Source organism: Streptomyces sp. NPDC004788 (assembly GCF_053601115.1).
In genome coordinates, this window is sequence record NZ_JBSGBF010000010.1 from 74,633 (window position 1) to 99,627 (window position 24,995).

The 24,995-nt window shown below is 73.1% G+C and carries 26 protein-coding genes and 1 tRNA gene; 15 read left to right on the plus strand and 12 right to left on the minus strand.

Going from position 1 to position 24,995, the window contains the following annotated elements:
- Positions 1 to 124 precede the first annotated feature (124 nt).
- Together ACWEJX_RS07525 and ACWEJX_RS07530 are read left to right on the plus strand one after the other, a co-directional pair.
- A tRNA-Leu gene (locus tag ACWEJX_RS07525) sits at positions 125 to 209 on the plus strand.
- Between the two features lie 144 nt (positions 210 to 353).
- Entirely contained in the window at positions 354 to 1,232 is an 879-nt protein-coding gene (locus tag ACWEJX_RS07530; protein ID WP_451606588.1) for a Bax inhibitor-1/YccA family protein, read from the plus strand.
- A 65-nt stretch (positions 1,233 to 1,297) separates the two neighbouring features.
- Here ACWEJX_RS07530 and ACWEJX_RS07535 read toward each other — a convergent pair whose 3' ends face one another.
- Both ACWEJX_RS07535 and ACWEJX_RS07540 read right to left on the minus strand, forming a co-directional pair.
- Entirely contained in the window at positions 1,298 to 1,858 is a 561-nt protein-coding gene (locus tag ACWEJX_RS07535) for a TetR/AcrR family transcriptional regulator (RefSeq protein ID WP_451606619.1), read from the minus strand.
- A gap of 77 nt (positions 1,859 to 1,935) precedes the next feature.
- A complete protein-coding gene (locus ACWEJX_RS07540) occupies positions 1,936 to 2,166 on the minus strand; it encodes a DUF4287 domain-containing protein (RefSeq protein WP_451606589.1) in 231 nt (76 codons plus the stop codon).
- Between the two features lie 100 nt (positions 2,167 to 2,266).
- Here ACWEJX_RS07540 and ACWEJX_RS07545 point away from each other — a divergent pair, with 100 nt between their 5' ends.
- Complete coding sequence (locus ACWEJX_RS07545) at positions 2,267 to 2,602, plus strand: hypothetical protein (protein ID WP_451606590.1); 336 nt, start codon at positions 2,267 to 2,269, stop codon at positions 2,600 to 2,602.
- A 55-nt stretch (positions 2,603 to 2,657) separates the two neighbouring features.
- Here ACWEJX_RS07545 and ACWEJX_RS07550 read toward each other — a convergent pair whose 3' ends face one another.
- The 3 genes from ACWEJX_RS07550 to ACWEJX_RS07560 all read right to left on the minus strand — a co-directional run bounded on the left by ACWEJX_RS07550 (position 2,658) and on the right by ACWEJX_RS07560 (position 6,208).
- Positions 2,658 to 3,572, minus strand: coding sequence for a hypothetical protein (locus ACWEJX_RS07550; protein ID WP_451606591.1), 915 nt, complete (start codon positions 3,570 to 3,572; stop codon positions 2,658 to 2,660).
- A gap of 212 nt (positions 3,573 to 3,784) precedes the next feature.
- Entirely contained in the window at positions 3,785 to 5,005 is a 1,221-nt protein-coding gene (locus ACWEJX_RS07555; RefSeq protein WP_451606592.1) for an acetyl-CoA C-acetyltransferase, read from the minus strand.
- A gap of 111 nt (positions 5,006 to 5,116) precedes the next feature.
- Positions 5,117 to 6,208 (minus strand): SGNH/GDSL hydrolase family protein, encoded by a 1,092-nt coding sequence (locus ACWEJX_RS07560; RefSeq protein ID WP_451606593.1) that lies wholly within the window; start codon positions 6,206 to 6,208, stop codon positions 5,117 to 5,119.
- Between the two features lie 137 nt (positions 6,209 to 6,345).
- On the opposite strand from ACWEJX_RS07560, the gene ACWEJX_RS07565 reads away from it, so the two are divergent.
- Both ACWEJX_RS07565 and ACWEJX_RS07570 read left to right on the plus strand, forming a co-directional pair.
- Complete coding sequence (locus tag ACWEJX_RS07565) at positions 6,346 to 7,740, plus strand: cystathionine beta-synthase (protein ID WP_451606594.1); 1,395 nt, start codon at positions 6,346 to 6,348, stop codon at positions 7,738 to 7,740.
- 338 nt (positions 7,741 to 8,078) lie between these two features.
- A complete protein-coding gene (locus tag ACWEJX_RS07570) occupies positions 8,079 to 8,912 on the plus strand; it encodes a MurR/RpiR family transcriptional regulator (RefSeq protein WP_451606595.1) in 834 nt (277 codons plus the stop codon).
- Positions 8,913 to 8,971: 59 nt separating this feature from the next.
- Here the strand turns inward: ACWEJX_RS07570 and ACWEJX_RS07575 are convergent, their stop codons facing one another.
- From ACWEJX_RS07575 to ACWEJX_RS07600, 6 genes are all read right to left on the minus strand, one after another.
- Entirely contained in the window at positions 8,972 to 9,343 is a 372-nt protein-coding gene (locus ACWEJX_RS07575) for a hypothetical protein (protein WP_451606596.1), read from the minus strand.
- 55 nt (positions 9,344 to 9,398) lie between these two features.
- Entirely contained in the window at positions 9,399 to 9,791 is a 393-nt protein-coding gene (locus ACWEJX_RS07580) for a roadblock/LC7 domain-containing protein (protein ID WP_451606597.1), read from the minus strand.
- 41 nt (positions 9,792 to 9,832) lie between these two features.
- Entirely contained in the window at positions 9,833 to 10,579 is a 747-nt protein-coding gene (locus ACWEJX_RS07585) for a transcriptional regulator (protein ID WP_451606620.1), read from the minus strand.
- A gap of 89 nt (positions 10,580 to 10,668) precedes the next feature.
- Positions 10,669 to 11,055: a hypothetical protein gene (locus ACWEJX_RS07590; protein WP_451606598.1), complete on the minus strand. Its 387-nt coding sequence runs from the start codon at positions 11,053 to 11,055 to the stop codon at positions 10,669 to 10,671.
- A 187-nt stretch (positions 11,056 to 11,242) separates the two neighbouring features.
- Positions 11,243 to 11,722: an SRPBCC family protein gene (locus ACWEJX_RS07595; RefSeq protein WP_451606599.1), complete on the minus strand. Its 480-nt coding sequence runs from the start codon at positions 11,720 to 11,722 to the stop codon at positions 11,243 to 11,245.
- A 13-nt stretch (positions 11,723 to 11,735) separates the two neighbouring features.
- Positions 11,736 to 13,097, minus strand: a complete 1,362-nt coding sequence (locus ACWEJX_RS07600) for a diaminopimelate decarboxylase (protein ID WP_451606600.1) — start codon at positions 13,095 to 13,097, stop codon at positions 11,736 to 11,738.
- Positions 13,098 to 13,238: 141 nt separating this feature from the next.
- Here ACWEJX_RS07600 and hutU point away from each other — a divergent pair, with 141 nt between their 5' ends.
- From hutU to hutI, 4 genes are all read left to right on the plus strand, one after another.
- On the plus strand, positions 13,239 to 14,903 hold the full coding sequence (gene hutU / locus ACWEJX_RS07605) for a urocanate hydratase (protein ID WP_403801388.1): 1,665 nt from the start codon (positions 13,239 to 13,241) through the stop codon (positions 14,901 to 14,903).
- 122 nt (positions 14,904 to 15,025) lie between these two features.
- A complete protein-coding gene (locus ACWEJX_RS07610; protein WP_451606621.1) occupies positions 15,026 to 16,228 on the plus strand; it encodes an allantoate amidohydrolase in 1,203 nt (400 codons plus the stop codon).
- Complete coding sequence (locus ACWEJX_RS07615; RefSeq protein WP_451606622.1) at positions 16,225 to 17,559, plus strand: formimidoylglutamate deiminase; 1,335 nt, start codon at positions 16,225 to 16,227, stop codon at positions 17,557 to 17,559. Before ACWEJX_RS07610 ends, ACWEJX_RS07615 begins: the two co-directional genes overlap by 4 nt.
- Positions 17,560 to 17,570: 11 nt before the next feature.
- Entirely contained in the window at positions 17,571 to 18,818 is a 1,248-nt protein-coding gene (hutI, locus tag ACWEJX_RS07620; RefSeq protein ID WP_451606601.1) for an imidazolonepropionase, read from the plus strand.
- A gap of 18 nt (positions 18,819 to 18,836) precedes the next feature.
- Here hutI and ACWEJX_RS07625 read toward each other — a convergent pair whose 3' ends face one another.
- Entirely contained in the window at positions 18,837 to 19,691 is an 855-nt protein-coding gene (locus ACWEJX_RS07625) for an RNA polymerase sigma factor SigF (protein ID WP_451606602.1), read from the minus strand.
- 171 nt (positions 19,692 to 19,862) lie between these two features.
- Here ACWEJX_RS07625 and ACWEJX_RS07630 point away from each other — a divergent pair, with 171 nt between their 5' ends.
- The 6 genes from ACWEJX_RS07630 to ACWEJX_RS07655 all read left to right on the plus strand — a co-directional run bounded on the left by ACWEJX_RS07630 (position 19,863) and on the right by ACWEJX_RS07655 (position 24,932).
- Positions 19,863 to 20,228 carry an STAS domain-containing protein gene (locus tag ACWEJX_RS07630; protein WP_451606603.1) on the plus strand — a complete coding sequence of 122 codons (366 nt, stop codon included), beginning with the start codon at positions 19,863 to 19,865 and terminating at the stop codon, positions 20,226 to 20,228.
- 81 nt (positions 20,229 to 20,309) lie between these two features.
- Positions 20,310 to 20,738 (plus strand): ATP-binding protein, encoded by a 429-nt coding sequence (locus ACWEJX_RS07635; protein WP_451606604.1) that lies wholly within the window; start codon positions 20,310 to 20,312, stop codon positions 20,736 to 20,738.
- 108 nt (positions 20,739 to 20,846) lie between these two features.
- Positions 20,847 to 21,557, plus strand: coding sequence for a peptidase (locus tag ACWEJX_RS07640; RefSeq protein WP_451606623.1), 711 nt, complete (start codon positions 20,847 to 20,849; stop codon positions 21,555 to 21,557).
- Positions 21,557 to 22,486 carry a COG1470 family protein gene (locus ACWEJX_RS07645; protein ID WP_451606605.1) on the plus strand — a complete coding sequence of 310 codons (930 nt, stop codon included), beginning with the start codon at positions 21,557 to 21,559 and terminating at the stop codon, positions 22,484 to 22,486. Before ACWEJX_RS07640 ends, ACWEJX_RS07645 begins: the two co-directional genes overlap by 1 nt.
- Entirely contained in the window at positions 22,483 to 23,556 is a 1,074-nt protein-coding gene (locus ACWEJX_RS07650; RefSeq protein ID WP_451606606.1) for a hypothetical protein, read from the plus strand. The genes ACWEJX_RS07645 and ACWEJX_RS07650 overlap by 4 nt, the downstream gene beginning before the upstream one ends.
- On the plus strand, positions 23,553 to 24,932 hold the full coding sequence (locus ACWEJX_RS07655; RefSeq protein ID WP_451606607.1) for a hypothetical protein: 1,380 nt from the start codon (positions 23,553 to 23,555) through the stop codon (positions 24,930 to 24,932). Before ACWEJX_RS07650 ends, ACWEJX_RS07655 begins: the two co-directional genes overlap by 4 nt.
- The last annotated feature ends 63 nt before the right edge of the window (positions 24,933 to 24,995 follow it).

Here is a 24,995-nt window from a genome sequence, read left to right on the forward strand (position 1 = left end):
GGCCCCCACCTGCGCTGACGCACCCTCAGGTGTCAATAAAATAAGACAACATCGGGCCAGCGTTCGACTGATCGGGCGAACGGGCCCCGATAGGCTCATGTGCCAACGCGGAGCTTCGCGCCACGCCCGGATGGTGGAATGCAGACACGGCGAGCTTAAACCTCGCTGGCCTTCGGGCCGTGCCGGTTCGAATCCGGCTCCGGGCACCAGACGCACCAAGCCCTTCGAGGCTCCTCCTTACCGCTCACCCGATCGTTATAAAGGATCCTCCCTGCGCACGAGGGAGATTCTTTTGCCGTCGCATTACTCTTGACGCGAGGCCGCGCCAGTGCGGCCGTCCATGGAGGAGTGAGATGAGGAGCAGCAACCCGGTCTTCTCGCGACGGGGGTTCAGCCGCGACAACGGCTACGCGGGCTTCAACGCGCAGCAGCCGCAGGCCGGGGGCCCCGCCGTCGGAACGAACCCGTACGCGACCGGCAACCCGTACGCGACCAACCCCTACGCGGCTCAGGACGTCCAGTTCGGCGTCCAGCAGCCGGTCCGCACCCACACGATGACGATCGACGACGTCGTGAGCCGCACGGCCATGACGCTCGGCACGGTCGTCGTCACGGCGGTGCTGTCCTGGCTGCTGCTGCCGGTGGACCCGGCGAACCTCGGCAAGTCGTACGGCATCGGCGTCGGCGCCGCGGCCGTCGCGTTCGTCCTGTCGCTGATCCAGTCCTTCAAGCGCCGGCCGACCCCGGCGCTGATCCTGGGCTACGCGGCCTTCGAGGGCGTCTTCCTCGGCGTCATCTCGGCCGCCGTGTCGACGTACATCGCCGACGGCGTGGTCGCCCAGGCCGTGCTCGGCACCATGGCGGTCTTCGCCGGCGTGCTCGTCGCGTACAAGATGCGCTGGATCCGCGTCACCCGCCGCTTCTACGGCTTCGTGATCGCGGCCGCGATCGGCTTCATGATCCTGATGGCGGTCAACCTGCTGTTCATGGTCTTCGGCGGCGGTGACGGCCTGGGCTTCCGCTCCGGCGGCCTCGGCATCGTCTTCGGCATCGTCGGCATCGTGATCGGCGCCTGCTTCCTGGCCCTCGACTTCAAGCAGGTCGAGGACGGCATCACCTACGGTGCCCCGCGCGAGGAGGCGTGGCTGGCGGCCTTCGGTCTGACGATGACGCTGGTGTGGATCTACCTGGAGGCGCTGCGCCTCCTGTCGATCCTCCAGGGCGACGACTGACGCCACCGAGTGATCTGACGGGAAGGGCCCGTCCGGCGGCAGCCGGGCGGGCCCTTCCCGCTTCTCTAGTCCACGTGGGCGTCGAGCAGTACCCGCGCCGCGTCCTTCGCCTGCGCGGCCGGCTCCGAGGTGCCGTTGATGCCGGCGACGGCCATCGCGCCGTTGGCGAGCAGCGCCAGCTGGTCGGCGAGCCCGGGCGGGGCGTTCATGGCGTCGGTCTGCTCGGCGAAGTAGTCCCGCAGGGCCTGCTTGTGCCCGCGGGCGATCTCGGCGACGTCCGGGGAGATGCCGCCCATCTCGCCGAAGGTGTTGATGAAGGCGCAGCCCCGGAAGCCCGGGTCGGCGAACCAGGTGCCGAGGTAGTCGAAGACCGCCAGGACCCGCTGGTACGGGTTGGTGGCGTGGGTGTCGCCGTGGGCGGCGATGGCGGCGCGCATGGCCTCGTCACGGCGCTTGAGGACCGCCCAGACCAGATGGTCCTTGGACGGGTAGAGCTGGTAGAGCCGCTTGAGGGAGACGCCGGAGCCGTTGCGGATGGCGTCCATGCCGACGGCCTGGACCCCCTTCTCGTCGAACAGCGCCTCGGCCGTCTCCAGGAGCTTCAGCTCGGCGGTTTCCGTTTCCACCATCGCGATCACCCCTGGGGCCGGAGTGGGAGAACCATCGTTCTCCCACTCTACGGCGGTCTGCGGCGGGGCTCCCGTCAGAGCATGCGGCGGGCGGCCCGCCGGAGGTCGTACTCGTGGATGATCGCCTTGGCGTGGCCGTACGCGAGGCCGTGCTCGCCACGCAGCCAGCTGACCTTCTCCTCGAAGCGGATCAGGGAGGGGCCTTCCTCCACGGCCTTCAGCCAGTCGGCGATCTCACGACCGGTGCAACGGGGGATGCGGGCGAGCAGGTTGCGGTGGGTCTCTTCGGAGAATGTGTGGGACATCGGCGCCTCCGGACGCGTTGTGCCGTGTGCTCCTTCACGTCACCGTGCCCGAGCGTTCGCCCGTTGGCAATGGTCCCCGGCGGACGCATAGGGTCGCGGAGTGCTTGATACGACTGAACTGACCGCCGCCGCCGAGCGTTTCGCCGACCGGCTGCGGGCCGCCCCGCAGAGCCGCCTCCAGCGCGGGGCCGCAGCCGAAGGCCTGGCGCTGGCCAGGGAGTTGGCCGACCGGGCGCAGCGGGCGGAGTTCCCCGGCCGCGAGCCGGCGCCCCTGCCGGACGCGGGCCTCTTCGTGGTCGCCGACCAACTCGTCGTGGCCGCCACGGATCTGGCCGAAACACTGCGAACGGCCCCGGCGGACACCCCCGGGGCCGAGGGGGCGCTGCACGAGGCCGTGAGGCTGGTGCGGGAGGCGGAGGCGCGCTCCGGGCTGTAGTCCCGTGCGGAGGCCCGCGCCGGGCTGTAGCCCCGCTTCGCGGGGCGTCAGGGGGTCACAGGCTGGCGATCACGCGGTCCGCGAGGATGTACACGTTGTCCTCGACCGCCTCGCCGCACGAGAAGGTCAGCGCGTACGCGCCGGAGACGCCCGAGCCGCCGAGCAGGACCGGGGTGCGGCCCGCGCGCAGGGCCTCGGCGAGGCGCTCGGCGGTCTCGCGGTGGCCGGGGGTCATGCAGAGCGTGGTGCCGTCGGCGAACACGTACACGTCGAGCGTGCCGAGCGGGCCGGGCCGCACGTCGGTCAGCGCGGTCTGCGTGTCCGCCAGCTCCTCCAGGCGGGCCACGGTGCGCTCGTGGTCGGTCACCACCGGGGTCTGGACCGGCACGAAGTCCGGGTGCGAGGGGTGGCGGCGGCGGGCCGCGGCCAGCTCGGGGGAGTCCTCCGGGTACTCACCGGCGCCGGCCGGCTCCGGGAACTCCTCGAAGGTGTCGAAGGTGTCGAAGACGTCCAGCGGGTCGACGGCGTCGAGCGCGTCCCGGGTCTCACGCGGCTCGCGGTTCTCCAGCGCGGCGGCCTCCGCCTCCATGGCCTCCAGGGCCATCGCCTCCAGGCCCACGAAGTCGGACTGGCGCGGCACGAAGTACGGGCCCTCCTCGGCCGGGCCGGCCAGGCCGCCGAGCAGCGACGGGGCGTCGGCCGCGTCCCGGGCCTCCTGCGCCGCCCAGAAGGCGCGCGCCTCGGCGAGCTCGCGCTCGCGCTCCTCGGCCAGGGCCTCGGCGACAGCGGCCCGTATCTCGGCGGCCGGGGACTGCCGGGCGTGGGGGACCGTGAGGCCGTGCGCGGTGGCGAGCTCGCCGCGCAGCGCGGTGACCTGCTTGCGGAGACCGTGGGCAGCGTGCAGGGCGGCGGCGCCCACGACCGTGGCAGCGGCCGTGCTCACCAGCAGGGCAATGGACAGTGCGCTCACTGACGTACTCCCGATTCCGAGTCGATCCCCCGACTTCCTACATCAGCTTGTCGTGGGGGCGCACCGCCTGTCAGTGCATTACGTCACGAAATGGACAGGTATTTCGGCCGGGTGTTTGGTCCCGAAACGGCTGTGACCTGGGAAAACGACTCTCCCCCGGGATGTATGTCACATCCTGGGGGAGATTCGGTCACGGCTTGGACGCGGGGCGGTTAGGAGAGGCGCTCGATGACCATGGCCATGCCCTGGCCGCCGCCGACGCACATGGTCTCCAGGCCGAACTGCTTGTCGTGGAACTGGAGGCTGTTGATCAGCGTGCCGGTGATGCGGGCGCCGGTCATGCCGAAGGGGTGGCCGACGGCGATGGCGCCGCCGTTGACGTTGACCTTGTCCAGGTCGAAGCCCAGGTCGCGGTAGGACGGGATGACCTGCGCGGCGAACGCCTCGTTGATCTCGACCAGGTCGATGTCGGAGGTGGTGAGGCCGGCCCGCTGCAGGGCCTGCTTCGACGCCTCGACCGGGCCGAGGCCCATGATCTCGGGGGAGAGGCCGGAGACGCCGGTGGAGACGATCCGGGCCAGCGGGGTCAGGCCCAGCTCGCGCGCCTTGGTGTCGGACATGATCACGACCGCGGCGGCGCCGTCGTTCAGCGGGCAGCAGTTGCCGGCGGTGACCAGGCCGTCGGGGCGGAAGACCGGCTTCAGACCGGAGACGCCCTCCAGGGTGACGCCGGCGCGCGGGCCGTCGTCCGCCGAGACGACGGTGCCGTCGGGCAGCGTGACCGGGGTGATCTCGCGCTCCCAGAAGCCGTTCTTGATGGCCTGCTCGGCGAGGTTCTGCGAGCGGACGCCGAACTCGTCCATCTCCTGGCGGGTGATGCCCTTCCAGCGCGCCAGGTTCTCGGCGGTCTGGCCCATGGCGATGTACGCGTCCGGGACCAGGCCGTCCTCACGCGGGTCGTGCCAGGTGGAGCCCTCGGAGGCGGCGACGGCGGCGGTGCGCGCCTCGGCCTCGGCGAAGAGCGGGTTGTGGGTGTCCGGCCACGAGTCGGAGTTGCCCTTCGCGAAGCGGGACACCATCTCGACACCGGCCGAGATGAAGACGTCGCCCTCGCCCGCCTTGATCGCGTGCAGGGCCATGCGGGAGGTCTGCAGCGAGGAGGAGCAGTAGCGGGTGATCGTGCAGCCGGGGAGGTGGTCCATGCCCATCTGCACGGCCACGATGCGGCCCAGGTTGTTGCCCTGCTCGCCGCCGGGCAGACCGCAGCCGAGCATCAGGTCGTCGATGTCGCGCGGGTCCAGCTCGGGGACCTTGGCGAGCGCGGCCTGGATGATCGTGGCGGTCAGGTCGTCGGGCCGCAGGTCCTTCAGGGAGCCCTTGAAGGCCCGGCCGATCGGCGAGCGGGCGGTCGAGACGATGACGGCTTCGGGCATCACGGCTCCAGAAGGGTGCGGAGTGGGCGGACAGAAAGGGAAGTTACCTGTACGTACCGCGTGGGTCACCGGCCGCGGTGTGTGATGCGGACCTCTTTTCTAAGCGCTCGCTCAGTCGCGCGGCGCGGCGGCCTCGTCCGGTGCCGCGGCCGCCTCGTCCCGCGGCGTCACGGCCTCGTCCGGGGGAAGGGGCACGGTCGTCTCCCTCTCTCCATCGTGCTCCCGTACGAGGGAGACCCCGGGCACCGGCAGCCGGCGCCGTCTGCGGTGCTTGAGCAGCGCCCAGGGCGCCCGGGCCGCGGTGACCTCCGTACCGGCCTCCCGGGCCGCCTCGGCCGCGGCCTTGGCGACCGGCAGCCAGTTCTCGTTGCGCGCGACGTCGATCCGGTCCGGCTCCGGCCAGACGCCGAGCACCGCGCAGACCGTCGGCAGGATCGCCATCGCCGCCGTCGCGTACCCCTCGGCCGACGGGTGGAAGTTGTCCACGCCGAACATCTCGCGCGGATTGGCCGCGAACTCCGGCCCGAGCAGGTCGCCGAGCGACACGGTCCGCCCGCCCTGCTCCACGACCACGATCGTCTGCGCCGCGGCGAGCTGCCGCGAGGCCCGCCGGGCCAGCCAGCGCAACGGCTGGTAGACCGGCTCGATGGTGCCGAGATCAGGGCAGGTGCCGACCACCACCTCCGCGCCCGCCGTGCGCAGCCGCCGCACCGCAGCCGACAGACAGCGCACCGACTGGGTGGCGGGCATCCGGTGGGTGACGTCGTTCGCGCCGATCATGATCACGCAGACGTCCGGGGCGCCGGACGGAGCGGAGAGCAGCAGCGACACCTGCCGGTCCAGGTCGTCCGAGCGCGCCCCGGGCAGCGCCACGTTCCGCAGGTCCACCGGGCGCTCGGCCACCGCGGCGAGCCCCGAGGCGATCAGCGCTCCCGGTGTCTGCCCGGTGCGCCGCACGCCCTGCCCGGCCGCCGTGGAATCACCCAGAAGGGCCAGCCGCAGCGGCTCCTCGGGGCCGTACTCCCGCCCGTAACGCCCGTCGGCGCCCGGCGGCAGCGGCGCCACTCCGCCGCCCACCGACCGCCTGGCCAGCGCCGCCTCGGCGAGCAGCACCCCGACCGCGGCGACCCCGAGCAGTCCGATGCTCCCGCCGCCGTACGCCGCCCCCGCCGCGATCCGCCGCGCCACCCTCGCCCTGGACATCGGAACGGTCACCTCCAGTCCGTCGCACCCAAGCGGTTCAACAAGCCGTCTTGCCGTCTACTGCCCCGTAAGCGGCACCGCCTACGCATTCCACGGAATACGCTGGCAGCACCATTACGGAGACCCCGGAGATTACGGTGCAATTCCACGACTCGATGATCAGCCTCGTCGGCAACACCCCGCTGGTGAAGCTCAACAGCGTCACGGCCGGCATTCAGGCGACGGTCCTCGCCAAGGTCGAGTACTTCAACCCCGGCGGCTCGGTCAAGGACCGCATCGCCCTGCGCATGATCGAGGCGGCCGAGGAGAGCGGCGCGCTCAAGCCCGGCGGCACCATCGTCGAGCCCACGTCCGGCAACACCGGCGTCGGCCTGGCGATCGTGGCCCAGCAGAAGGGCTACAAGTGCATCTTCGTCTGCCCGGACAAGGTGTCCACGGACAAGATCAACGTGCTGCGCGCGTACGGCGCCGAGGTCGTCGTCTGCCCGACGGCCGTCGACCCCGAGCACCCGGACTCGTACTACAACGTCTCCGACCGGCTCGTCCGCGAGACGCCGGGCGCCTGGAAGCCCGACCAGTACTCCAACCCGAACAACCCGCGCTCGCACTACGAGACCACCGGTCCCGAGCTGTGGGAGCAGACGGAGGGGAAGATCACCCACTTCGTCGCGGGCGTCGGCACCGGCGGCACCATCTCCGGCACCGGCAACTACCTGAAGGACGCCTCCAAGGGCAAGGTCCAGGTCATCGGCGCCGACCCGGAGGGCTCCGTCTACTCCGGCGGCTCCGGCCGTCCGTACCTGGTCGAGGGCGTCGGCGAGGACTTCTGGCCGACCGCGTACGACCAGAACGTCGCCGACCGGATCGTCGCGGTCTCCGACAAGGACTCCTTCCAGATGACCCGCCGCCTCGCCAAGGAGGAGGGCCTGCTCGTCGGCGGCTCCTGCGGCATGGCGGTCGTCGCCGCGCTCGAGGTCGCCAAGGAGCTCGGCCCGGACGACGTCGTGGTCGTGCTGCTGCCGGACTCCGGCCGCGGCTACCTGTCCAAGATCTTCAACGACGAGTGGATGGCCGACTACGGCTTCCTGGAGGACACCACCTCCGCCACCGTCGCCGACGTCCTCACCCACAAGTCGGGCGAGGTGCCCTCGCTCGTCCACATGCACCCGGACGAGACGGTCGGCCAGGCCATCGAGGTGCTGCGCGAGTACGGCGTCTCCCAGATGCCGATCGTGAAGCCGGGCGCCGGCCACCCCGACGTCATGGCCGCCGAGGTCATCGGCTCGGTCGTGGAGCGCGAGCTCCTCGGCGCCCTGTTCACCCAGAAGGCCGCCCTGGAGGACCCGCTGGAGGACCACATGTCCGCCCCGCTGCCGCAGGTCGGCTCGGGCGAGCCGGTCGCCGACCTGATGTCGGTGCTCGGCGAGGCGGACGCGGCGATCGTGCTGGTCGAGGGCAAGCCGACCGGCGTCGTCAGCCGCCAGGACCTGCTGGCCTTCCTCGCCGCGAGCGGTGGCACGAAGCAGCACTGACGTGCCGGGGCGCTGTGGGTACGTTCGCGCAAACGGTACGAGCGCGTCACGTACCCGCAGCACCCCCTTAACAAGGCGACGGCAGAGTGTTCCTCGTCGGCGTCACGGACCTCCGGAGCGGCTCCCGGACCTCCAGGCCACGCCGTTGGACGCGGACCGGCCCTGACCCGGGCCCGTGTCCCCGCGGGGACCGCCGTCGTCCCGCCCCCCGGAAACGGGGGTGCGGCGGTCCCCGCGCAGTCTTTCCCTTCGCCCCGCTCTTGCTCCTCTGCATATGCTCATGCAGAGTTCCCGGTTAATGAATAACCGGTGGTGAAGGTGGAAGGGGGACGGCAGGCATGAACGACAGCCCGGCCGGACGGCTGCAGGCGCTCTTCGAAGGGCAGCGGCTCACGCCCACGCAGCGGCGGATCGCGCACTGCATGGTGCGGCGCGCCGCCGACGTGCCGTTCCTGTCCAGCGTGGAGCTGGCCGAGCTGGCCGGCGTGAGCCAGCCCTCCGTCACCCGCTTCGCCGTCGCACTCGGCTTCGACGGCTACCCGGCGCTGCGCCGGCACCTGCGCGAGAGCGTGCCCGCGGCCGCCGAGGAGGCCGCGGGCTACAACGAGTACCAGCAGGCCGTGCTCGGCGAGATCGAGAACCTCAAGCACCTCGCCGAGCTGCTCGCCGACCCGGCGCCCGTCGAGCGCGCGGGCCGGCTGCTGGCCGCTTCCCGGCCGCTGCCCGTGCTCGGGCTGCGGGCCGCGTCCTCACAGGCGCGCGGCTTCGCGTACTTCGCGGGCAAGGTCCACCCGGACGTCCGGCTGCTCGACGAGGGCGGCACGATGCTCGACGACCGCATCGACGCGGCCGTACGGGCCGGGGCCACGGCGCTGCTCTGCTTCGCGCTGCCCCGCCACTCGCGCGAGGTCGTGGACGCGCTCGCCTACGCGCGCCGGGCCGGGCTCACCGTGGTCACCGTCGCCGAGTCCGCCTTCGCGCCGGTCGCCGCCCACAGCGACCTGCTCCTCCCGGCCGCCGTCGGCACCGGCCTCGCCTTCGACACGGCGTGCGCGCCGATGCTGCTCGGCCGGGTGCTGCTTGAGGCGATGGCCGACGAACTGCCGGACGCGCAGGCGCGCCTGGAGGAGTTCGACACGAAGGCGGCGGCGCGGGGCCTGTTCGTGGACTGAGCCGGCGCCTCGGACGCCCGGCCCCCGCGGACCTCGGTCCCTCGGGCGCCCGACCGGGATCAGATCTCCAGCTCGGACTCGATCTTCTTCAGCTGGTGGCGGGCCATCGCCAGGTTCGCGCGGTTCTTGTCCAGGGCCAGGTAGAGGAAGAGGCCGCCCGCGCCGCGGGTCCTGAGCAGCCGGATCAGGTGGTACTGGGTGCCGAGGGTGATCAGAATGTCCTCGATCTCCTCCTTGATGCCCAGCATCTCCATCGCGCGGACCTTGGCGCGGACCACGTCCGTGTTGCCGGCCGCGGCCACGTTCAGGTCGAGGTCCTTGCTGCCGCCGATGGTGCCGAGGGCCATGCCGCTCGTGTAGTCGACGAGCGCGGCGCCGAGCGCGCCTTCGATCTGGGCGGCTTCCTTGAGGGAGGTCTCGGTGTTCGCCATGGTTCTTCCTTCTTCTCTGGGGCTTTTCCGGGGCTTTTCTGGGCTTCTCAGTGGGTCAGTTCTGGTTGCCGCGGTCCAGGGCGCCGTCGACCAGTTCGGCTATCCGGGCGCTGGACCGGCGCGCTTCCAGATGGAGCCGGCCGACGTTGATGCGGGGCTCGGCGAGCAGGGTGAGGACGGCCGAGCCGCCCGCCGCGTACGTCGCCACATAGCCGTGCTCGCCGCGTACGAGCAGCTCGCGGAAGCCGCCCTGGCCGGTGGTGTCGGCGAGCCGCTGTCCGACGCCGAGCGCGGCGGCCGTCAGCGCGGCCACGCTCTCCGCCTCGCCGTCCACGGCGTCCTGGGCGAGCACCAGTCCGTCGGCGCTGGCCGCGAGCGCCCCGGTGAGCTGCGGCAGCCGGGCCCGCAGCCGTCTCAGCTCGCCGAGCACGTCGGCTTCTGCGGTCATCAGTTGTCTCCTCTCGGCGCGCATGCGCAGAGCACGCCTCATCACAGAGCTGCCTCCAGGGCGTCACGGAGCCGGCGGAGCAGGGCGATGTCGGGGTCCTGGGTCGCCGCCGCGCCGACCCAGTCCGGGACGGGCGGCGGTGCGGGCGGCGGCGCCTCGTACGGGGTCTCGACCAGGCCGGCCGCGGCGAGCCGCCGTACGTCGAGCAGGGTGTGGAAGGCGGGCCGGCCGAGCAGCCTGGCCAGGTCCGCCGGGGTCCGGACGCCGTCGGCCGCCCCGAGCAGCGCCCGCTGACGGGCGCCGACGGGCTGGCCGGGGGCGGCGGGGCGGGGCACGACGGGCGCGGTGTCGACGGCGGGGTAGGGCCAGACGGAGTCGAGGAGGTCGCGCCGGCGCCGGGTCTCGCGCTCGACGGCCCCGGTGTCGACCGGCCGCACCGCGCCGAACCAGTGCCCGACCCCGTACCGGAAGCGGGTCGGGCCGCTGGCGGGCGCGAGGGCGAAGAAGGCCGCGTCGAAGACGGCGCCGAGGTGGCAGATCTCCAGCTCGCCGCCGTGCAGCCGGCCGCTGTCGACCAGGAAGCGGCCGACGGCTCCCTGCGCTCCGGCCCGGTCCACGGCCTCCTCCCAGCCCTCGCGGGGCAGCCGCCCGCCCGCGGTGAGGAGGACGTCGACGCCGGGGGCGCTGGGGCTCTCCGCGTGCACCACCCGGCCGTCGACCAGGTAGAGCGTGCCGTGGTCGCGGAGCAGGGCGCCGGTGGCCCGCTCGGCGGCGAGGCGGATCAGCATGGGGGAGACGGGGGCGGCGAGGGGCGTCGTTCCGGGCGCTGTCCCGGGCGGGGCTTCGGAGGGGGCCTCGGACGGGGCCGGTATCGCGGTCATCCGAGGACCAGCCGCTCGGCGAGATCGGCGAGCCTCATGCGCGCGAGGGCGAGGTTGCCGACGGAGCGGTCGAGCCAGAGGTGGAGGAAGACGCTGCTGTCGAAGGCCGTCTCCACGAAGCGGATGAGGTGGTAGCCGGCGCGGTTGGTGACGATCAGGTCCTCGACGGGCGGGCCGCCGGTCGCCTCCGTCAGGTCCGGTGACTCGAACTCGGCCGCCGCGCGCGCCAGTTCGGCGCTCTCCGCGGCCGTCGTCTCGTGGTCGCCGACCGGCGACTCGCCCGCTGCCCCGAGGGCCAGTCCACTGGTCCAGTCGACCAGCCAGGCCCCGCGTGCCCCCGGCAGGCTCATGGCCTCCAGCAGACACTCGTCGATTCCGGGCACGCGTCATCCCCTCCCGAGCGCGGCGTGCGGACGTGTGGCAGTAACGGTGACGCTACTCAACGTCGCCTGCGCGGGCAGGAGTTCTGGCATTTTCCAATGGAATTTGTCGCGTGGGTGGTACAGCCGGCCGAAGCCGGGCCCGCCCGCGCCCCCGCCGGATCAGCCCCGCCAGCTCACCCCCGCCGGGTCACCCCCGCCGCTCCACCGCCCGCGCGATCTCGGTCAGGTCCTTCGTGAGCGCCCGCGCCACCGCCCGCGCGCCGAGCCGGCTGAGCAGCCGGGTCAGCACGCCGGGGGCGCGGTCGTAGGCGGGGCGGGCGGTGAAGGTCATGCGCAGGGTGGTGGACCGGGCGCTGAGGGCGGGCCCGTCGGGGGCGAGGGAGAGCTCGGAGACGTAGTGCATGCCGTGCGAGTCGGCGACGGTGACGTACCGCTCGACCGGTTCGCAGACGGTCACCGTCAACTCCTCCGTGGCCGCCCGGCCCAGCATCCGGCGGGTCTCGCGCCAGCGGGTGCCCACCCCGAAGACGCCCTGGGTGAGCACCTCGACCTTCTCGACGGAGGACAGCATCCGGGGCAGGTCGCGCAGGTCGGTGATCGACTCCCAGACCCGCCCGGGGGAGGCGTTGACCTTGCGCTCCACGACCACGGAGGTGGTCCCTGTCATGGCTCCAGTCCTGTCATGGCTCCATGGGAGCACCGTCCGCCGGGTCCCGCAGGAGCGCGTCGGGGCGGTCGCCGCCCGATTCCGCGACGATCTCGTCGAGGGTCTGGGCCCGGCGCACGGTCGTGAAGGCGATCCCGCCGTCCTCCGTCGGGGTGAATCCGTGCACGGCGGGCCGGGGCAGGCTGTTGTACGCGTAGTGGTGGGCGAAGTAGTACGCGCCGGTGTCGAGCGCCGCCACCACGTCGTCCGGGCGCAGCAGCGGCAGCTCCCGCCCGGTGGCGAGCAGGTCCCCGGCGAAGCAGGCGGGCCCGGCCACGTCCTGGACGACCGCGGGTTCGCCGGCGCGGGGGCGGCCCTCGGAGTCGTACGCGAGGATCCGCAGCGGCCAGGACTCGGGCGCGTAGACGGTACGGGTGGCGAGCTGGACGCCGGCGTGGGTGACGGCGATCGGGCGGCCGCCGGAGGTCTTGGTGTACTCGACGCGGGCCAGGATCAGGCCGTTCCTGGCGAGCAGCGAGCGGCCGAACTCGGTGACCAGTGCGTACCGCCCGTCGAGCAGTCCGGGCACGGTCGCGGCGAGCAGCCGCGCGTAGTCAGCGTAGTTCGTGGTGTCGTCGTCGGAGCGGAAGTCCACCGGCAGGCCGCCGCCGATGTCGAGGGTGTCGATCTGTTGCCGTCCGGCCTTGGTGTTGATCTCCTCGGCGAGCGCGTACGCCGCTGCGACGCCCTCGGCCATCAGCGTGAGCGGCACGCCCTGCGAACCGGTGTGGGTGTGCAGCCGGGTGAGCCAGGGGCGGTCCAGATACGCCTGGACGACCGCCTCCCGGGCGCCCTCGTCGCGCAGTGCCACGCCGAACTTGGAGGTGGCGGTCGCGGTGGAGAGCGCGCTGATGGAACCGGCTCCGACCTGCGGGTTCACCCGGAGTCCGAGCGTTGAGGCGGTGGGGGCCTGTCCGATCAGTCCGTCCAGCCGGGCCAGCTCCTGGAGGTTGTCGGCGTTGACGGCCACGCCGAGCGCGAGGGCCTGGCGCAGTTCGGCGGCGGTCTTGGCGGGGGAGTCGAGGACGGTACGGGCCGCGGGCACCCCGGCGGCGCGGGCGAGGGCCAGCTCGCCGGGGCTGGCGACCTCGACGCCGAGCCCCGCGTCGTACAGCAGGCGCAGCACGGGCACCAGCGGGCAGGCCTTCACGGCGAAGGCGTGCAGCACGGGCGCGTCGGTGGCGGCGGCGAAAGCGCTGGTCAGGGCGGTGGCGGCGGCGCGGATGCCGGCGGTGTCGAGGAGGGCGACGACGGGTTGCGCGGGGTGGAGGAGTCCTTGCTCGACGGCGGCGCGGACGGCCTGGTCGCGGGTGTGTTCCCGGAGGGTCGCGGTCATGGATCCATGGCACCACCCGGTGGGGCGCGGGCGCAGCCGCCGCGCAGCTGTTGACTAACTCTATTCAGCGGGCCAGGATGTGAATATCTGAACCACATTCTTCGTCGTGCGTTCTGATCCCCACTCCGAGGAGGCATCGCCATGTCAGGACCCCGCCCCGTACGGGCCGCGCGCGGTACGGAACTCAGCGCCCTGGGATGGCAGCAGGAGGCCGCCCTCCGGATGCTCCAGAACAACCTCGACCCCGAGGTCGCCGAGCACCCCGACAAGCTCGTCGTCTACGGCGGCACCGGCAAGGCCGCCCGCGACTGGCGCTCCTTCGACGCCATGCAGCGCACCCTGCGGACCCTCAAGCAGGACGAGACCATGCTGGTCCAGTCCGGCCGCCCGGTCGGCGTCATGCAGACCCACGAGTGGGCCCCGCGCGTCCTCCTCGCCAACTCCAACCTGGTCGGCGACTGGGCCAACTGGGAGGAGTTCCGCCGCCTGGAGCACCTCGGCCTCACCATGTACGGCCAGATGACCGCCGGCTCCTGGATCTACATCGGCACCCAGGGCATCCTCCAGGGCACCTACGAGACCTTCGCCGCCGTCGCCGCCAAGAAGTTCAACGGCACCCTCGCCGGCACCATCACCCTCACCGCCGGCCTCGGCGGCATGGGCGGCGCCCAGCCGCTCGCCGTCACCATGAACGACGGCGTCGCCATCTGCATCGACTGCGACCCGCGCGCCATCGAGCGCCGCATCGAGCACCGCTACCTGGACGTCAAGGCCGACAACCTGGCCCACGCCCTCCAGCTCGCCACCGAGGCCCGCGACGCCCGCCGCCCGCTCTCCATCGGCCTCCTCGGCAACGCCGCCGAGCTGCTCCCGCAGATGCTCGCCGAGGGCGCGCCCATCGACATCGTCACGGACCAGACCTCCGCCCACGACCCGCTGGCCTACCTGCCGATCGGCGTCGCCTTCGAGGACATGGCCGACGCCGCCGCCAAGGACCCGGCCGGCTTCACCCAGCGCTCCCGCGAGTCGATGGCCAAGCACGTCGAGGCCATGGTCGGCTTCATGGACGCCGGCGCCGAGGTCTTCGACTACGGCAACTCGATCCGCGGCGAGGCCCAGCTGGCCGGTTACGACCGCGCCTTCGCCTTCCCCGGCTTCGTCCCCGCCTACATCCGCCCGCTGTTCTGCGAGGGCAAGGGCCCGTTCCGCTGGGCCGCCCTCTCCGGCGAGGCCTCCGACATCGCCAAGACCGACAAGGCGATCCTGGAGCTCTTCCCGGAGAACGAGTCCCTGCACCGCTGGATCAAGATGGCCGGCGAGCGCGTCCACTTCCAGGGCCTGCCCGCCCGCATCTGCTGGCTCGGCTACGGCGAGCGCGACAAGGCCGGCGAGCGCTTCAACGACATGGTCGCCTCCGGCGAGCTGGCCGCCCCGCTCGCCATCGGCCGCGACCACCTCGACTGCGGCTCCGTCGCCTCCCCGTACCGCGAGACCGAGGCCATGCTCGACGGCTCCGACGCCATCGCCGACTGGCCGCTGCTCAACGCCATGGTCAACGTCGCCTCCGGCGCCTCCTGGGTCTCCATCCACCACGGCGGCGGCGTCGGCATGGGCCGCTCCATCCACGCCGGCCAGGTCACCGTCGCCGACGGCACCGCGCTCGCCGGCGAGAAGGTCCGCCGCGTGCTCACCAACGACCCCGGCATGGGCGTCATCCGCCACGTCGACGCCGGCTACGACATCGCCGAGTCGGTCGCCGACGAGCGCGGGGTCCGCATCCCGATGCGCGAGGGTGACTCCGCGTGACCTCGCCCCACGACGCCACCGAGGCGGCCCACGGCCCGGCCCGGGCCGCCTCGGCGGAGGGCGCCGCAGCCGCCGGCCGCGAGGCCGGCGCGGGGCGGCCGGACTCGCCCTCGTTCCACGCGATGTGGCGCAGCCTCGCCCCCATCGGCCGCCACGCGGCCTCCGGCGGCTACCGCCGCTACGCCTGGACCGGCGCCGACGCCGACTGCCGGCTCTGGTTCCGGATGCAGGCGGAGGCCCGCCGCCTCGACGTCGAGACCGACCGCAACGGCAACCAGTGGGCCTGGCTCGGCGACCCCACCGCCGGTGACGCCGTCGTCACCGGCTCCCACCTGGACTCCGTGCCCGACGGCGGCGCCTTCGACGGCCCGCTCGGCGTGGTGTCCGCCTTCGCCGCGCTCGACGAACTCCGCGCCCGCGGCGTCTCCTTCAAGCGCCCCCTCGCCATCGTCAACTTCGGCGACGAGGAAGGCGCCCGCTTCGGCCTCGCCTGCGTCGGCTCCCGGCTCACCTCCGGCCAGCTGACCAAGGAGAAGGCCTTCGAGCTGCGCGACGCCGACGGCATCAGCCTGCCGCAGGCGATGGAGGCGGCGGGCTACGACCCCGAGGCCATCGGCCCGGACCGGGAGCGGCTCGCCCGCATCGGCGCCTTCGTCGAGCTCCACGTCGAGCAGGGCCGCGCCCTCGACCTGTCCGGCGACCCCGTCGGCATCGCCTCCGCCATCTGGCCGCACGGCCGCTGGCGGTACGACTTCCACGGCGAGGCCAACCACGCGGGCACCACCCGGCTCGTCGACCGGCGCGACCCGATGCTGCCGTACGCCGAGACCGTCCTCTCGGCGCGCCGGGAGGCCGAACTCGCCGGCGCCGTCGCCACCTTCGGCAAGATCGCCGTCGAGCCCAACGGCGTCAACGCCATCCCGTCGCTCGTGCGCGGCTGGCTCGACGCCCGCGCCGCCGACCAGGAGTCCCTGGACACCGTCGTCGCCGGCATCGAGGCCGCGGCCCGCGAGCACGCCGTCCGCCTGGGCGTCGACCTCGCCGTCGTCCGCGAGTCCTTCACCCCCGTCGTCGAGTTCGGGCACGCCCTGCGCGAGGAGATGGCGCGGATCCTCGGCGACACGACCGGCGCGAAGGTGCCGGTCCTGGGCACGGGCGCGGGACACGACGCGGGAATCCTCTCCGCCTCGGTCCCGACCGCCATGCTGTTCGTACGCAACCCCACCGGCGTCTCGCACTCCCCGGCCGAGTTCGCCGCCGAGGACGACTGCCTGTCCGGGGTCCACGCACTCGCCGACGTCCTGGAGGGTCTGGCGTGCCGATGACGTACTGGCTGGAACACGCCTGGCTCGACACGAACGTCGAGCCGGGCGTGGCCCTGGACGTGTCCACGACGGACGGCCGGATCACCGCCGTACGGACCGGGGTCGAGACCCCGCCGCCCGGCGCCGTCGTCCTGCGCGGCTTCACCATCCCTGGCCTGGCGAACGCCCACAGCCACGCCTTCCACCGCGCGCTGCGCGGCACCGTCCAGGTCGGCTCCGGCACCTTCTGGACCTGGCGCGAGGTCATGTACACCGTCGCCCAGAAGCTCACCCCGGACAGCTACTTCGCGCTCGCCCGGGCCGTGTACGCCGAGATGGCGCTCGCCGGCATCACCTCCGTCGGTGAGTTCCACTACCTCCACCACGCCCCCGGCGGCACCCCCTACGCCGACACCAACGCCATGGGCGAGGCCCTGATCGCGGCCGCCGCCGAGGCCGGCATCCGCATCACCCTCCTCGACACCGCCTACCTCTCCTCCGGCTTCGGCGCCGCCCCCGAGCCGCACCAGCTGCGCTTCAGCGACGGCACCGCCGACGCCTGGGCGGAGCGCGCCTCGGCGCTGAAGGAGCGCGCAGGCGTGCGGATCGGTGCGGCGATCCACTCGGTGCGCGCGGTCCCGGCCGACCAGCTGGCGACCGTCGCCCAGTGGGCCGAGGCCCGGCGGGCCCCGCTCCACGTCCACCTCTCCGAGCAGACGGCGGAGAACGACGCCTGCCTGGCGGCGCACGGCCGCACCCCGACCCAGCTGCTCGCCGACCACGGCGTGCTCGGCGCGCGGACCGTGGGCGTCCACAACACCCACCTGACGGACGAGGACATCGCGCTCATCGGAGGATCCGCCACCGGCACCTGCATGTGCCCGACGACGGAGCGCGACCTGGCCGACGGCATCGGCCCCGCCGTCGCCCTCCAGCGCGCGGGCTCCCCCCTCTCGCTCGGCAGCGACAGCCACGCCGTCATCGACCTCCTGGAGGAGGCGCGGGCCATGGAGCTCGACGAACGCCTCCGGACCCGCACCCGCGGCCACTGGACCGCGGCCGCGCTGCTGCGCGCGGCTACGGCCGACGGCCACGCGGCCCTCGGCTGGGCCGACGCCGGCCGCCTGGAGGCGGGCGCGCTCGCCGACTTCACGACGATCGCGCTCGACTCGGTCAGGACAGCGGGACCGGTGCCGCGTCTGGCAGCCGAGACGGCGGTATTCGCAGCGTCGGCCGCGGACGTGCGGCACACGATCGTGGGCGGACGCCAGGTCGTACGGGACGGGGCGCACGTCTCCGTACCGGACGTGGCACAGGCCCTCGCGGACTCGATCGCCGCCGTGCGCGGCTGAAGGAGCTCAACATGAACACCGGCCCCGCGGCGACGAACAGGCCGGCGGCGACCTCCGCCCCCACGAGCGCGAACAGCGCCGTGGCGACGAACGCCACGGTCGTCACCAACATCGCAAGTCTCGTCACCAACGACCCCTCCCTCGGTGATGGTTCGCCACTCGGTCTGATCCAGGACGCGGCCGTCGTCATCGAAGGCGACACCGTCGTCTGGGTCGGTGAATCAAGCAAAGCACCCGCCTCTGACAATCGCGTCGACGCCGCCGGCCGGGCCGTGATCCCCGGCTTCGTCGACTCGCACTCGCACCTCGTCTTCGCGGGCGACCGCACGGCCGAGTTCAACGCCCGGATGTCCGGCCAGCCCTACAAGGCGGGCGGCATCCGGACGACCGTCGCCGCGACCCGCGCGGCGACCGACGCCGAGCTGTCCGCCAACGTCGCCCGCTACATGTGGGAGGCCCTGCGCCAGGGCACCACCACCTTCGAGACCAAGTCCGGCTACGGCCTCACCGTCGAGGACGAGGCCCGCGCGCTGCGCATCGCCGCCGAGCACACCGACGAGGTCACCTACCTCGGCGCGCACATCGTGTCGCCGGACTACGCCGACGACCCGGCGGCGTACGTGAAGCTGGTGACCGGCGAGATGCTGGACGCCTGCGCCCCGTACGCCCGTTGGGTCGACGTCTTCTGCGAGAAGGGCGCCTTCGACGGCGACCAGGCGCGCGCGATCCTCAAGGCCGGCATGGCGAAGGGCCTGCAGGCCCGCGTGCACGCCAACCAGCTCACGTACGGCCCCGGCGTGCAGCTCGCGGTCGAACTGGACGCGGCGAGCGCCGACCACTGCACCCACCTGACCAACGCCGACATCGACGCGCTCGCCCAGGGCAACACGGTCGCGACGCTGCTGCCGGGCGCCGAGTTCTCCACCCGCGCCGAGTGGCCCGACGCCCGCCGTCTGATCGACGTCGGCGTGACGGTCGCCCTCTCCACGGACTGCAACCCGGGCTCGTCCTTCACGTCCTCGATGCCCTTCTGCATCGCCCTCGCCGTCCGCGACATGCTGATGACCCCCGACGAGGCCCTCTGGTCCGCCACCGCCGGCGGCGCCGCGGCCCTCCGCCGCACCGACGTCGGCCGCCTCACCCCCGGCGCCCGCGCCGACCTCGTCGTCCTCGACGCCCCGTCCCACGTCCACCTGGCCTACCGGCCGGGCGTGCCGCTGGTCTCGGAGGTCTGGCGAAAGGGCGTACGGGCGACCTGAGTCGAAAGCGCGGGCGCCCTACTCCTCGACCGTCAGCCCCCGGCGCAGTCGCGCCAGCGTGCGCGACAGCAGGCGGGAGACGTGCATCTGCGAGATGCCCAGTTCCTCGCCGATCTCCGACTGGGTGAGGCCCGCCGTGAAGCGGAGCGAGAGGATGCGGCGTTCGCGGGGCGGGAGGGAGGCGATCATCGGCTTCAGGGACTCGATGTACTCGATGCCCTCGATGCCGTGGTCCTCGTAGCCCAGGCGGTCGGCGAGGGTGGCGCCGTCGGCGTCGGTGTCCTCGGGCGGGGCGTCGAGGGAGGAGGCGGTGTAGGCGTTGGCGGCGGCCATGCCCTCGACGACCTCCTCGGTGCGGATGCCGAGTTCGCGGGCGAGTTCGTCGACCGTGGGGGCCCGGTCGAGGCGCTGGGCGAGTTCGTCGCCGGCCTTGGCGAGGTCGAGGCGGAGTTCCTGGAGCCTGCGCGGGACGTGCACCGACCACGAGGTGTCGCGGAAGAAGCGCTTGATCTCGCCGATGATCGTCGGCATCGCGAAGGTGGGGAACTCGACGCCGCGCGTCAGTTCGAAGCGGTCGATCGCCTTGATCAGGCCGATCGTGCCGACCTGGACGATGTCCTCCATCGGTTCGCTGCGAGTGCGGAACCGCGAGGCGGCGAACTTCACGAGCGCCAGGTTGAGTTCGATCAGGGTGTTGCGGACGTACGCGTGCTCGTGGGTGCCCTCCTCCAGGTCGCCGAGGCGGGCGAAGAGGGTCTTCGACAGGGCGCGCGCGTCGTGCGGCGCGATCTCGTCGACGGGCGGAAGCCGGTGCAGGTCCGTGAGGACTGCGAGGTCCGGTACGTCGAGCCGGGGGGACATGGTCTCCTCCATCGTGATGTCTTGCTGCGGTTTGCGGCGCCTCCGAGGCCGGCTATGCGGAACGTGTCCTTCTAGCCCTACCCGCTCGACCACGATGGTTGCAAGTGGCAATTGTCTGGTTTGTTGCGTTTTGAGGTGGAGCTCGTGTGCACAGGTAGAGCCCCGACTTGTATGGTTCGACGCATGTACCGCCAGCACATCGGCAGCGCACCCGGGCGGTTCCGGGTCGAGGTCCGGACCGTGGGGGCGAGCGAGGTGCTCACCCCCGTGGGTGAGCTCGATCACCACACCGCCGAACTGTTGCGTGCGCCACTCGACCGCGCGCTCGACGCGGGCCGCACACGCCTCGTACTCGACTGCTCACGCCTCGAGTTCTGCGACTCCACCGGACTCAACGTGCTGCTGACCGCCCGGTTGCGGGCGGACGCCGCCGGCGGCGGGGTCCATCTGGCGGGAATGCCGCCCCAAGTCGCCAGGGTCTTCGAGATCACCGGGGCGGACGCCGTCTTCACCCTCCACGAGTCGCTGGACTCGGCCCTTCCCGGCTGAGCCCGACCGGCCCCCGGCCCGGCCCCGGCCCCGTACCGCCCCGACCGCCGTCCTGACCGTCCCTGTGAGGTGAAGCGCTTGATGGAGACCACCTCCGGCGAACCCGACGTCCGCCACCTCGTCCTCGGGTCCGCCAGCGGCACCGTGCCGCTCGCCCGCGACTTCACCCGGCAGCTGCTCCACGAGTGGGGCTGGCTGCCCGCCGCCACCGCCGACCGCCGGGCCGCCGCCGAGGACGTCCTCCTCGTCGTCTCCGAACTCGTCACCAACGCCTGCCTGCACGCCGAGGGCCCCGAGAGCCTGCGCGTCCTCCGCCTCGCCGGGGTCCTCCGCCTCGAAGTCGCCGACCGTGGCGCCGGCCAGCCCGCGCCGCGCACCCCGCACCGGGCCGGACGCCCCGGCGGCCACGGCATGTTCATCGTGCAGCGGCTCTGCCGCTCCTGGGGCATCGACCGCGTGCCCGGCGCCCCCGGCAAGACCGTCTGGGCCGAACTCGCCGCTCCGGCATAGGACTTTCACAGCCCTCTCTCTTCCCTCCCCAAGGGCCCCGGCGTACCTTGACGGCCAATCTGATAGACCGTCAGTAACTCGCGGTGAGGGGTGCTCGGGGTGCCTAACGTGCCGAACCGGAGAAGAACAGCCAGTGCGCTGACGGCGGCGGTGGCGGTGGCCGGCTCGGCCGTGCTGCTCTCGGCCCCCGTCGCGCACGCCGCCGTCGTCGACGTCGACTACGCCTGCGAGACGAAGATCGGCCCCAAGAGCGCCGTATCGCCCGTCGACATCACGGCCGAGAAGAGCGGCAGCTCGTACACGATCACGATGTCCTTCGACAAAGGCGTCTCCGACAGCCCCGTCGAGCTGCCGAAGGGCGTCATGACCCCGCGCGCCGAACTCGTCCTCGGCGGCGCCGACAGCGGCAGGGTCCAGGTCAAGGGCACGCCCAACACCGCGGCGATACCGCCCAACACCCCCATCAAGATCGGGCGGTTGACGGGCACGTACACGCCGAAGAAGAGCGGCAAGGTCACTTTCACGGCCGGGACCCTCACCGTCCACGCGCTCGGCATGGACGCCGCCGTCTGCAAGCCGACCAACAGCCCCAAGCCGTCCCTGGAGCTGGACGTCACCGCCGCGGGCGGCTCCGGCGGGTCCGACGGCGGGTCCAGCGGCGGCGGCTCCGGCGGTACGGACTCCGGTGGCGGCTCCGGCGGGCAACTGCCCAAGACCGGGCCGCTCGACTCCGCCGTCGCGCTCGGCACCCTCGGCGGCACCGTGCTGCTGACCGGCGCGGCCGGGGTGCTCTGGCTCACCCGGCGTACGGCGCGCTGATGCGGGCGGTGCGGGCGGTGCAGGCGGTACGGGCAGGGCGGGCGGTACGGGAGGCACGGGCGGTACGGGCAGGGCGGGCGGCACGGGCGGTACGGGCAGGGCAGGCGGGGCAGGCAGGGCGGGCGGGGCACGCGGTACGGGCGGGGCAGGCGGTACGGGCGGGGCTCGGGGCCGTCGCGGTCCTCGGCGTGCTCGCGGCCGCCCCGCCGCCCCGCGCCGCCGAGGCCTGGACGGCGACGCCCGCCGCCGGCCGCCCGTACGTCTATCTGGAGGGCGCCCCCGGCAGCGTCCTCCAGGACACCCTGTCCGTCACGAACCGCACCTCCGGGCCGCTCACCGTACGGCTCACCGCCCAGGGCGCGCCCGTCGCCTTCGCCGCCCGCACCGTGACCGTGCCCGCCCGGACCCGCGCCGACGTGCCCTTCGCCGTCACCGTCGCGGCCGACACCCCGCCCGGGGAGCGCAGAGGCGCGGTACGGGCCGAGGCCGCCGGCCGCGCGGCGGTCGTCCCGCTCCACCTCAGGGTCAGCGGGCCGTGCCTCGCCGCGCTCACCGTCGAGGACGTGACGGTCGACCGGTCACGCGGCATCCGCTACACCCTGGTCAACCGCGGCAACACCGTCCTCGCCCCGCGCCTCGCCGTGCACGCCGACGGCGTCCTCGGCACCGTCCTCGACCGCCCCGAGCGCCCGCTCCCGCTCGTCCTGCGCCCCGGCGAGCGCGCCACCCGCACCGAGCCCTGGCCCGACCCGCCCGCGCTCGACTCGGTCACCGTCCGGCTGACCGCCGGCGCGCCCGACGCGGCCCCCGCGACCGCCCGCGCGGACGCCTCCTTCGCCTCCCCGGCGGGCCTCGGCGGCGCGGCGGCCGTCCTCCTCGCGGCGGCGGGCGCGGCCACGACGTACGCGATCCGGAGGAGACGACGATGACCCACCCGCGTACGGCGCCGCCCTCCGTACTGCTCCTCGCGCTCCTCGTGCTCCTCGCGCTGTCGCCGACCGTGCTCGCGCCCGCGCCCGCGACCGCCGCACCCGGCCCGACGGCCGCGCTCTCGCAGAGCGAGGGCGGCAAGGGCGGCGAGATCACCGTCAGCGGCTCCGGCTGGAAGCCCGGCGCCCTGCTGATGCTGCTGGTCTGCGGCCAGTCCGCGCCCGGCAGGGGCGTCATCGGCGGCACCAACTCCTGCGCCAACACCGACGGGCGCGCCGCCACCGTCGACGCCAAGGGCACCTTCAGCCAGAAAGTGCCGGTCGCCGAACCGCCCAGGCCCTGCCCCTGCGTGGTGCACGTCGCCGGGGTCACCGGGCAGCAGGACGCCGTCGACGTCGCCTTCACCGTCGCCGGGCACCCGACCGCCCCGCTGCCGGAGGCCACCGGCAGCGGTCGGCTCGTGCCGCTCACCTCGGCCCGGCTCGAAGGCTCCAGTGGCGTCCTCGTCTGGTTCGGCGCGCCCGCCCGCCGCGAGGTCGTCGTCACCCTCGGCAACCTCGGCCAGACCACCGTCAAGGACCCGGTCTTCGAGGTCGGCGGCAGCCACGGTGTCTTCTCGCCGCAGTACGACGAGCGGCAGTGGCGCGGCACGATCGCACCCGGCCAGAAGGCCCTGGTGCGGCTGCCCGTCGAGCTCACCGCCGGCGCGCACGGCGACTACCAGGTCTCGGTGCGGTACGGCGGGAAGGTGCTCGTCGAACAGCCGTGGGGCGTGGGGCGGCCGTGGGGCGTGGTGCTCTTCTGGCTGCTGCTCGCGCTCGTCGTCCCGGCCGCCCTGTTCCGCATCGGCATGGCGATCGTCGACAAGGTCCGGCCGGAGGCGGCCCGGGCCCCCGCCCGGCGTCGCGCCCGGCGCCCCCGGCGGGCCCACCGAACCTCCGCGCCCGCGCCCGCGTCCGAGCCCGAACCCGTACCGACCGCGGCCCTGCCCTGGTTCACCCCCGACGCCGCACCGTCCGCACCGTCCGCACCGCCCGAGAACAGCCCGACGAGGAAGGAACTGTCGTGAGCACGCAACGGAGGACGATCGCGGCCGGGATCGCGCTGATGCTCGGCGGAGCGGGGATCCTGCTGACCGCGAGCCCCGCGCTGGCCGCCGAGGTCTCGTACAAGACCGAGTGCATCCCGCCCGCCATCTCCGGCCTGCCGCCGGTGGAGGGCACGACCAGGGTGCAGATCACCGCGCCCGCGCAGGCCAAGGTCGGCGACGAGGTGGAGGTGGTCTGGAAGACGGTCGAGGCCGCGTCCAAGAACCCGGACATCCTCGACCTGGACAAGGACACCGTGAAGCCGACCGGGGTGATCAACCTCGGCGGCGCGGCGAGCGGCACGCTGGCCATGGAGGGCCCGCGGCAGAACCCGCCGATCAAGAAGAACAGCCCGATGGTCCTGCCGGACATGAAGGGCAAGCTGAAGCTGACCAAGGCGGGCGACGTGACCCTGACGCCCGACAAGTACGACATCAACGTCTCCAAGCCGATGTCCACGGACACCAAGTGCTCGCCGAAGGAGACGGTCGCGGTCGGCGCCACGATCAAGGTGTCCGACGGGGGCTCGTCAGGCGGATCCGGTTCCTCCGGCGGTGGCGGCACGACGACCTCCGGCGGCGGTACGGGTGGGAGCACCACGTCCGGCGGTACGACGACGTCCGGCGGCACCACGACGTCCGGGGGGTCCGCCTCCGGCGGCACGACCACATCCGGCGGCTCCACCGGCGGCGGGGGCGGCGGGCAGACCGACTTCCACGGCAAGCAGGTGTCGGTCACGTTCGCCTGTCAGGCGCCCGGGCCGGCCTCCATCAGCTCCAAGGTCACCATCGACGCCAAGAAGAGCGGCGGCTCCTACGCCCTCACCGTCAGGACGGCCAAGGGCGTCATGAACAGCCCCGCCGCCCTCCCCGCCGGTGCCCTCAAGCCCTCCATGGACGTGAAGCTCGGCGGCGCCGACTCCGGTTCGGTGAAGGTCACCGGGCCCGGCAACCCCGCCCCGCTGGAGGCGGGCAAGCCCGTCGACCTGCCGGACATGACGGGCACGTACAAGCCCGGCGCGAGCGGGAAGTCCACGCTGAGCCCCGGGAAGCTCACCATCAGCGTCTCGCTCGGCGGCTCGCCGATCGTGATCCCCTGCGAGGTCAAGGGCTCCGTGCAGGCGTCCCTGACCCTGGACACGAGCAAGCAGGCGGGCGGCGCCTCCGGGGGCACCGGCACCTCCGGCGGTTCCACGTCCGCCTCCGGCGGTTCCGGCGGCTCCTCGGGCGGCGGCCTCGCCGAGACCGGCGCCGGCGACGACGGCGCCCTGCGCGCCCTCGCGCTGGTGGCCGGCACGGTGATCCTGCTGGGCGGCGCGGTGTTCACGTTCACTCCGTGGGCGAAGCTCCGCCGCTAGGAGGAACGCACGGGGGACGACGTACGGAAACGGCGAAGGCCGCCGCACCGAACCCGGTGCGGC

Bases quoted from the DNA above. Each gene is read 5' to 3' on its own strand.
- ACWEJX_RS07560 (WP_451606593.1), bottom strand. From the start codon at position 6,208: ATGTCCAGGGCGAGGGTGGCGCGGCGGATCGCGGCGGGGGCGGCGTAC.
- ACWEJX_RS07600 (WP_451606600.1), bottom strand. From the start codon at position 13,097: ATGACCGCGACCCTCCGGGAACACACCCGCGACCAGGCCGTCCGCGCC.
- ACWEJX_RS07645 (WP_451606605.1), top strand. From the start codon at position 21,557: ATGCGGGCGGTGCGGGCGGTGCAGGCGGTACGGGCAGGGCGGGCGGTA.
- hutU (WP_403801388.1), top strand. From the start codon at position 13,239: ATGTCAGGACCCCGCCCCGTACGGGCCGCGCGCGGTACGGAACTCAGC.
- ACWEJX_RS07630 (WP_451606603.1), top strand. From the start codon at position 19,863: ATGTACCGCCAGCACATCGGCAGCGCACCCGGGCGGTTCCGGGTCGAG.
- ACWEJX_RS07575 (WP_451606596.1), bottom strand. From the start codon at position 9,343: ATGGCGAACACCGAGACCTCCCTCAAGGAAGCCGCCCAGATCGAAGGC.
- ACWEJX_RS07540 (WP_451606589.1), bottom strand. From the start codon at position 2,166: ATGTCCCACACATTCTCCGAAGAGACCCACCGCAACCTGCTCGCCCGC.
- ACWEJX_RS07610 (WP_451606621.1), top strand. From the start codon at position 15,026: ATGTGGCGCAGCCTCGCCCCCATCGGCCGCCACGCGGCCTCCGGCGGC.
- ACWEJX_RS07555 (WP_451606592.1), bottom strand. From the start codon at position 5,005: ATGCCCGAAGCCGTCATCGTCTCGACCGCCCGCTCGCCGATCGGCCGG.
- ACWEJX_RS07635 (WP_451606604.1), top strand. From the start codon at position 20,310: ATGGAGACCACCTCCGGCGAACCCGACGTCCGCCACCTCGTCCTCGGG.
- ACWEJX_RS07530 (WP_451606588.1), top strand. From the start codon at position 354: ATGAGGAGCAGCAACCCGGTCTTCTCGCGACGGGGGTTCAGCCGCGAC.
- hutI (WP_451606601.1), top strand. From the start codon at position 17,571: ATGAACACCGGCCCCGCGGCGACGAACAGGCCGGCGGCGACCTCCGCC.
- ACWEJX_RS07625 (WP_451606602.1), bottom strand. From the start codon at position 19,691: ATGGAGGAGACCATGTCCCCCCGGCTCGACGTACCGGACCTCGCAGTC.
- ACWEJX_RS07650 (WP_451606606.1), top strand. From the start codon at position 22,483: ATGACCCACCCGCGTACGGCGCCGCCCTCCGTACTGCTCCTCGCGCTC.
- ACWEJX_RS07585 (WP_451606620.1), bottom strand. From the start codon at position 10,579: ATGCTGATCCGCCTCGCCGCCGAGCGGGCCACCGGCGCCCTGCTCCGC.
- ACWEJX_RS07615 (WP_451606622.1), top strand. From the start codon at position 16,225: ATGACGTACTGGCTGGAACACGCCTGGCTCGACACGAACGTCGAGCCG.
- ACWEJX_RS07570 (WP_451606595.1), top strand. From the start codon at position 8,079: ATGAACGACAGCCCGGCCGGACGGCTGCAGGCGCTCTTCGAAGGGCAG.
- ACWEJX_RS07595 (WP_451606599.1), bottom strand. From the start codon at position 11,722: ATGACAGGGACCACCTCCGTGGTCGTGGAGCGCAAGGTCAACGCCTCC.
- ACWEJX_RS07580 (WP_451606597.1), bottom strand. From the start codon at position 9,791: ATGACCGCAGAAGCCGACGTGCTCGGCGAGCTGAGACGGCTGCGGGCC.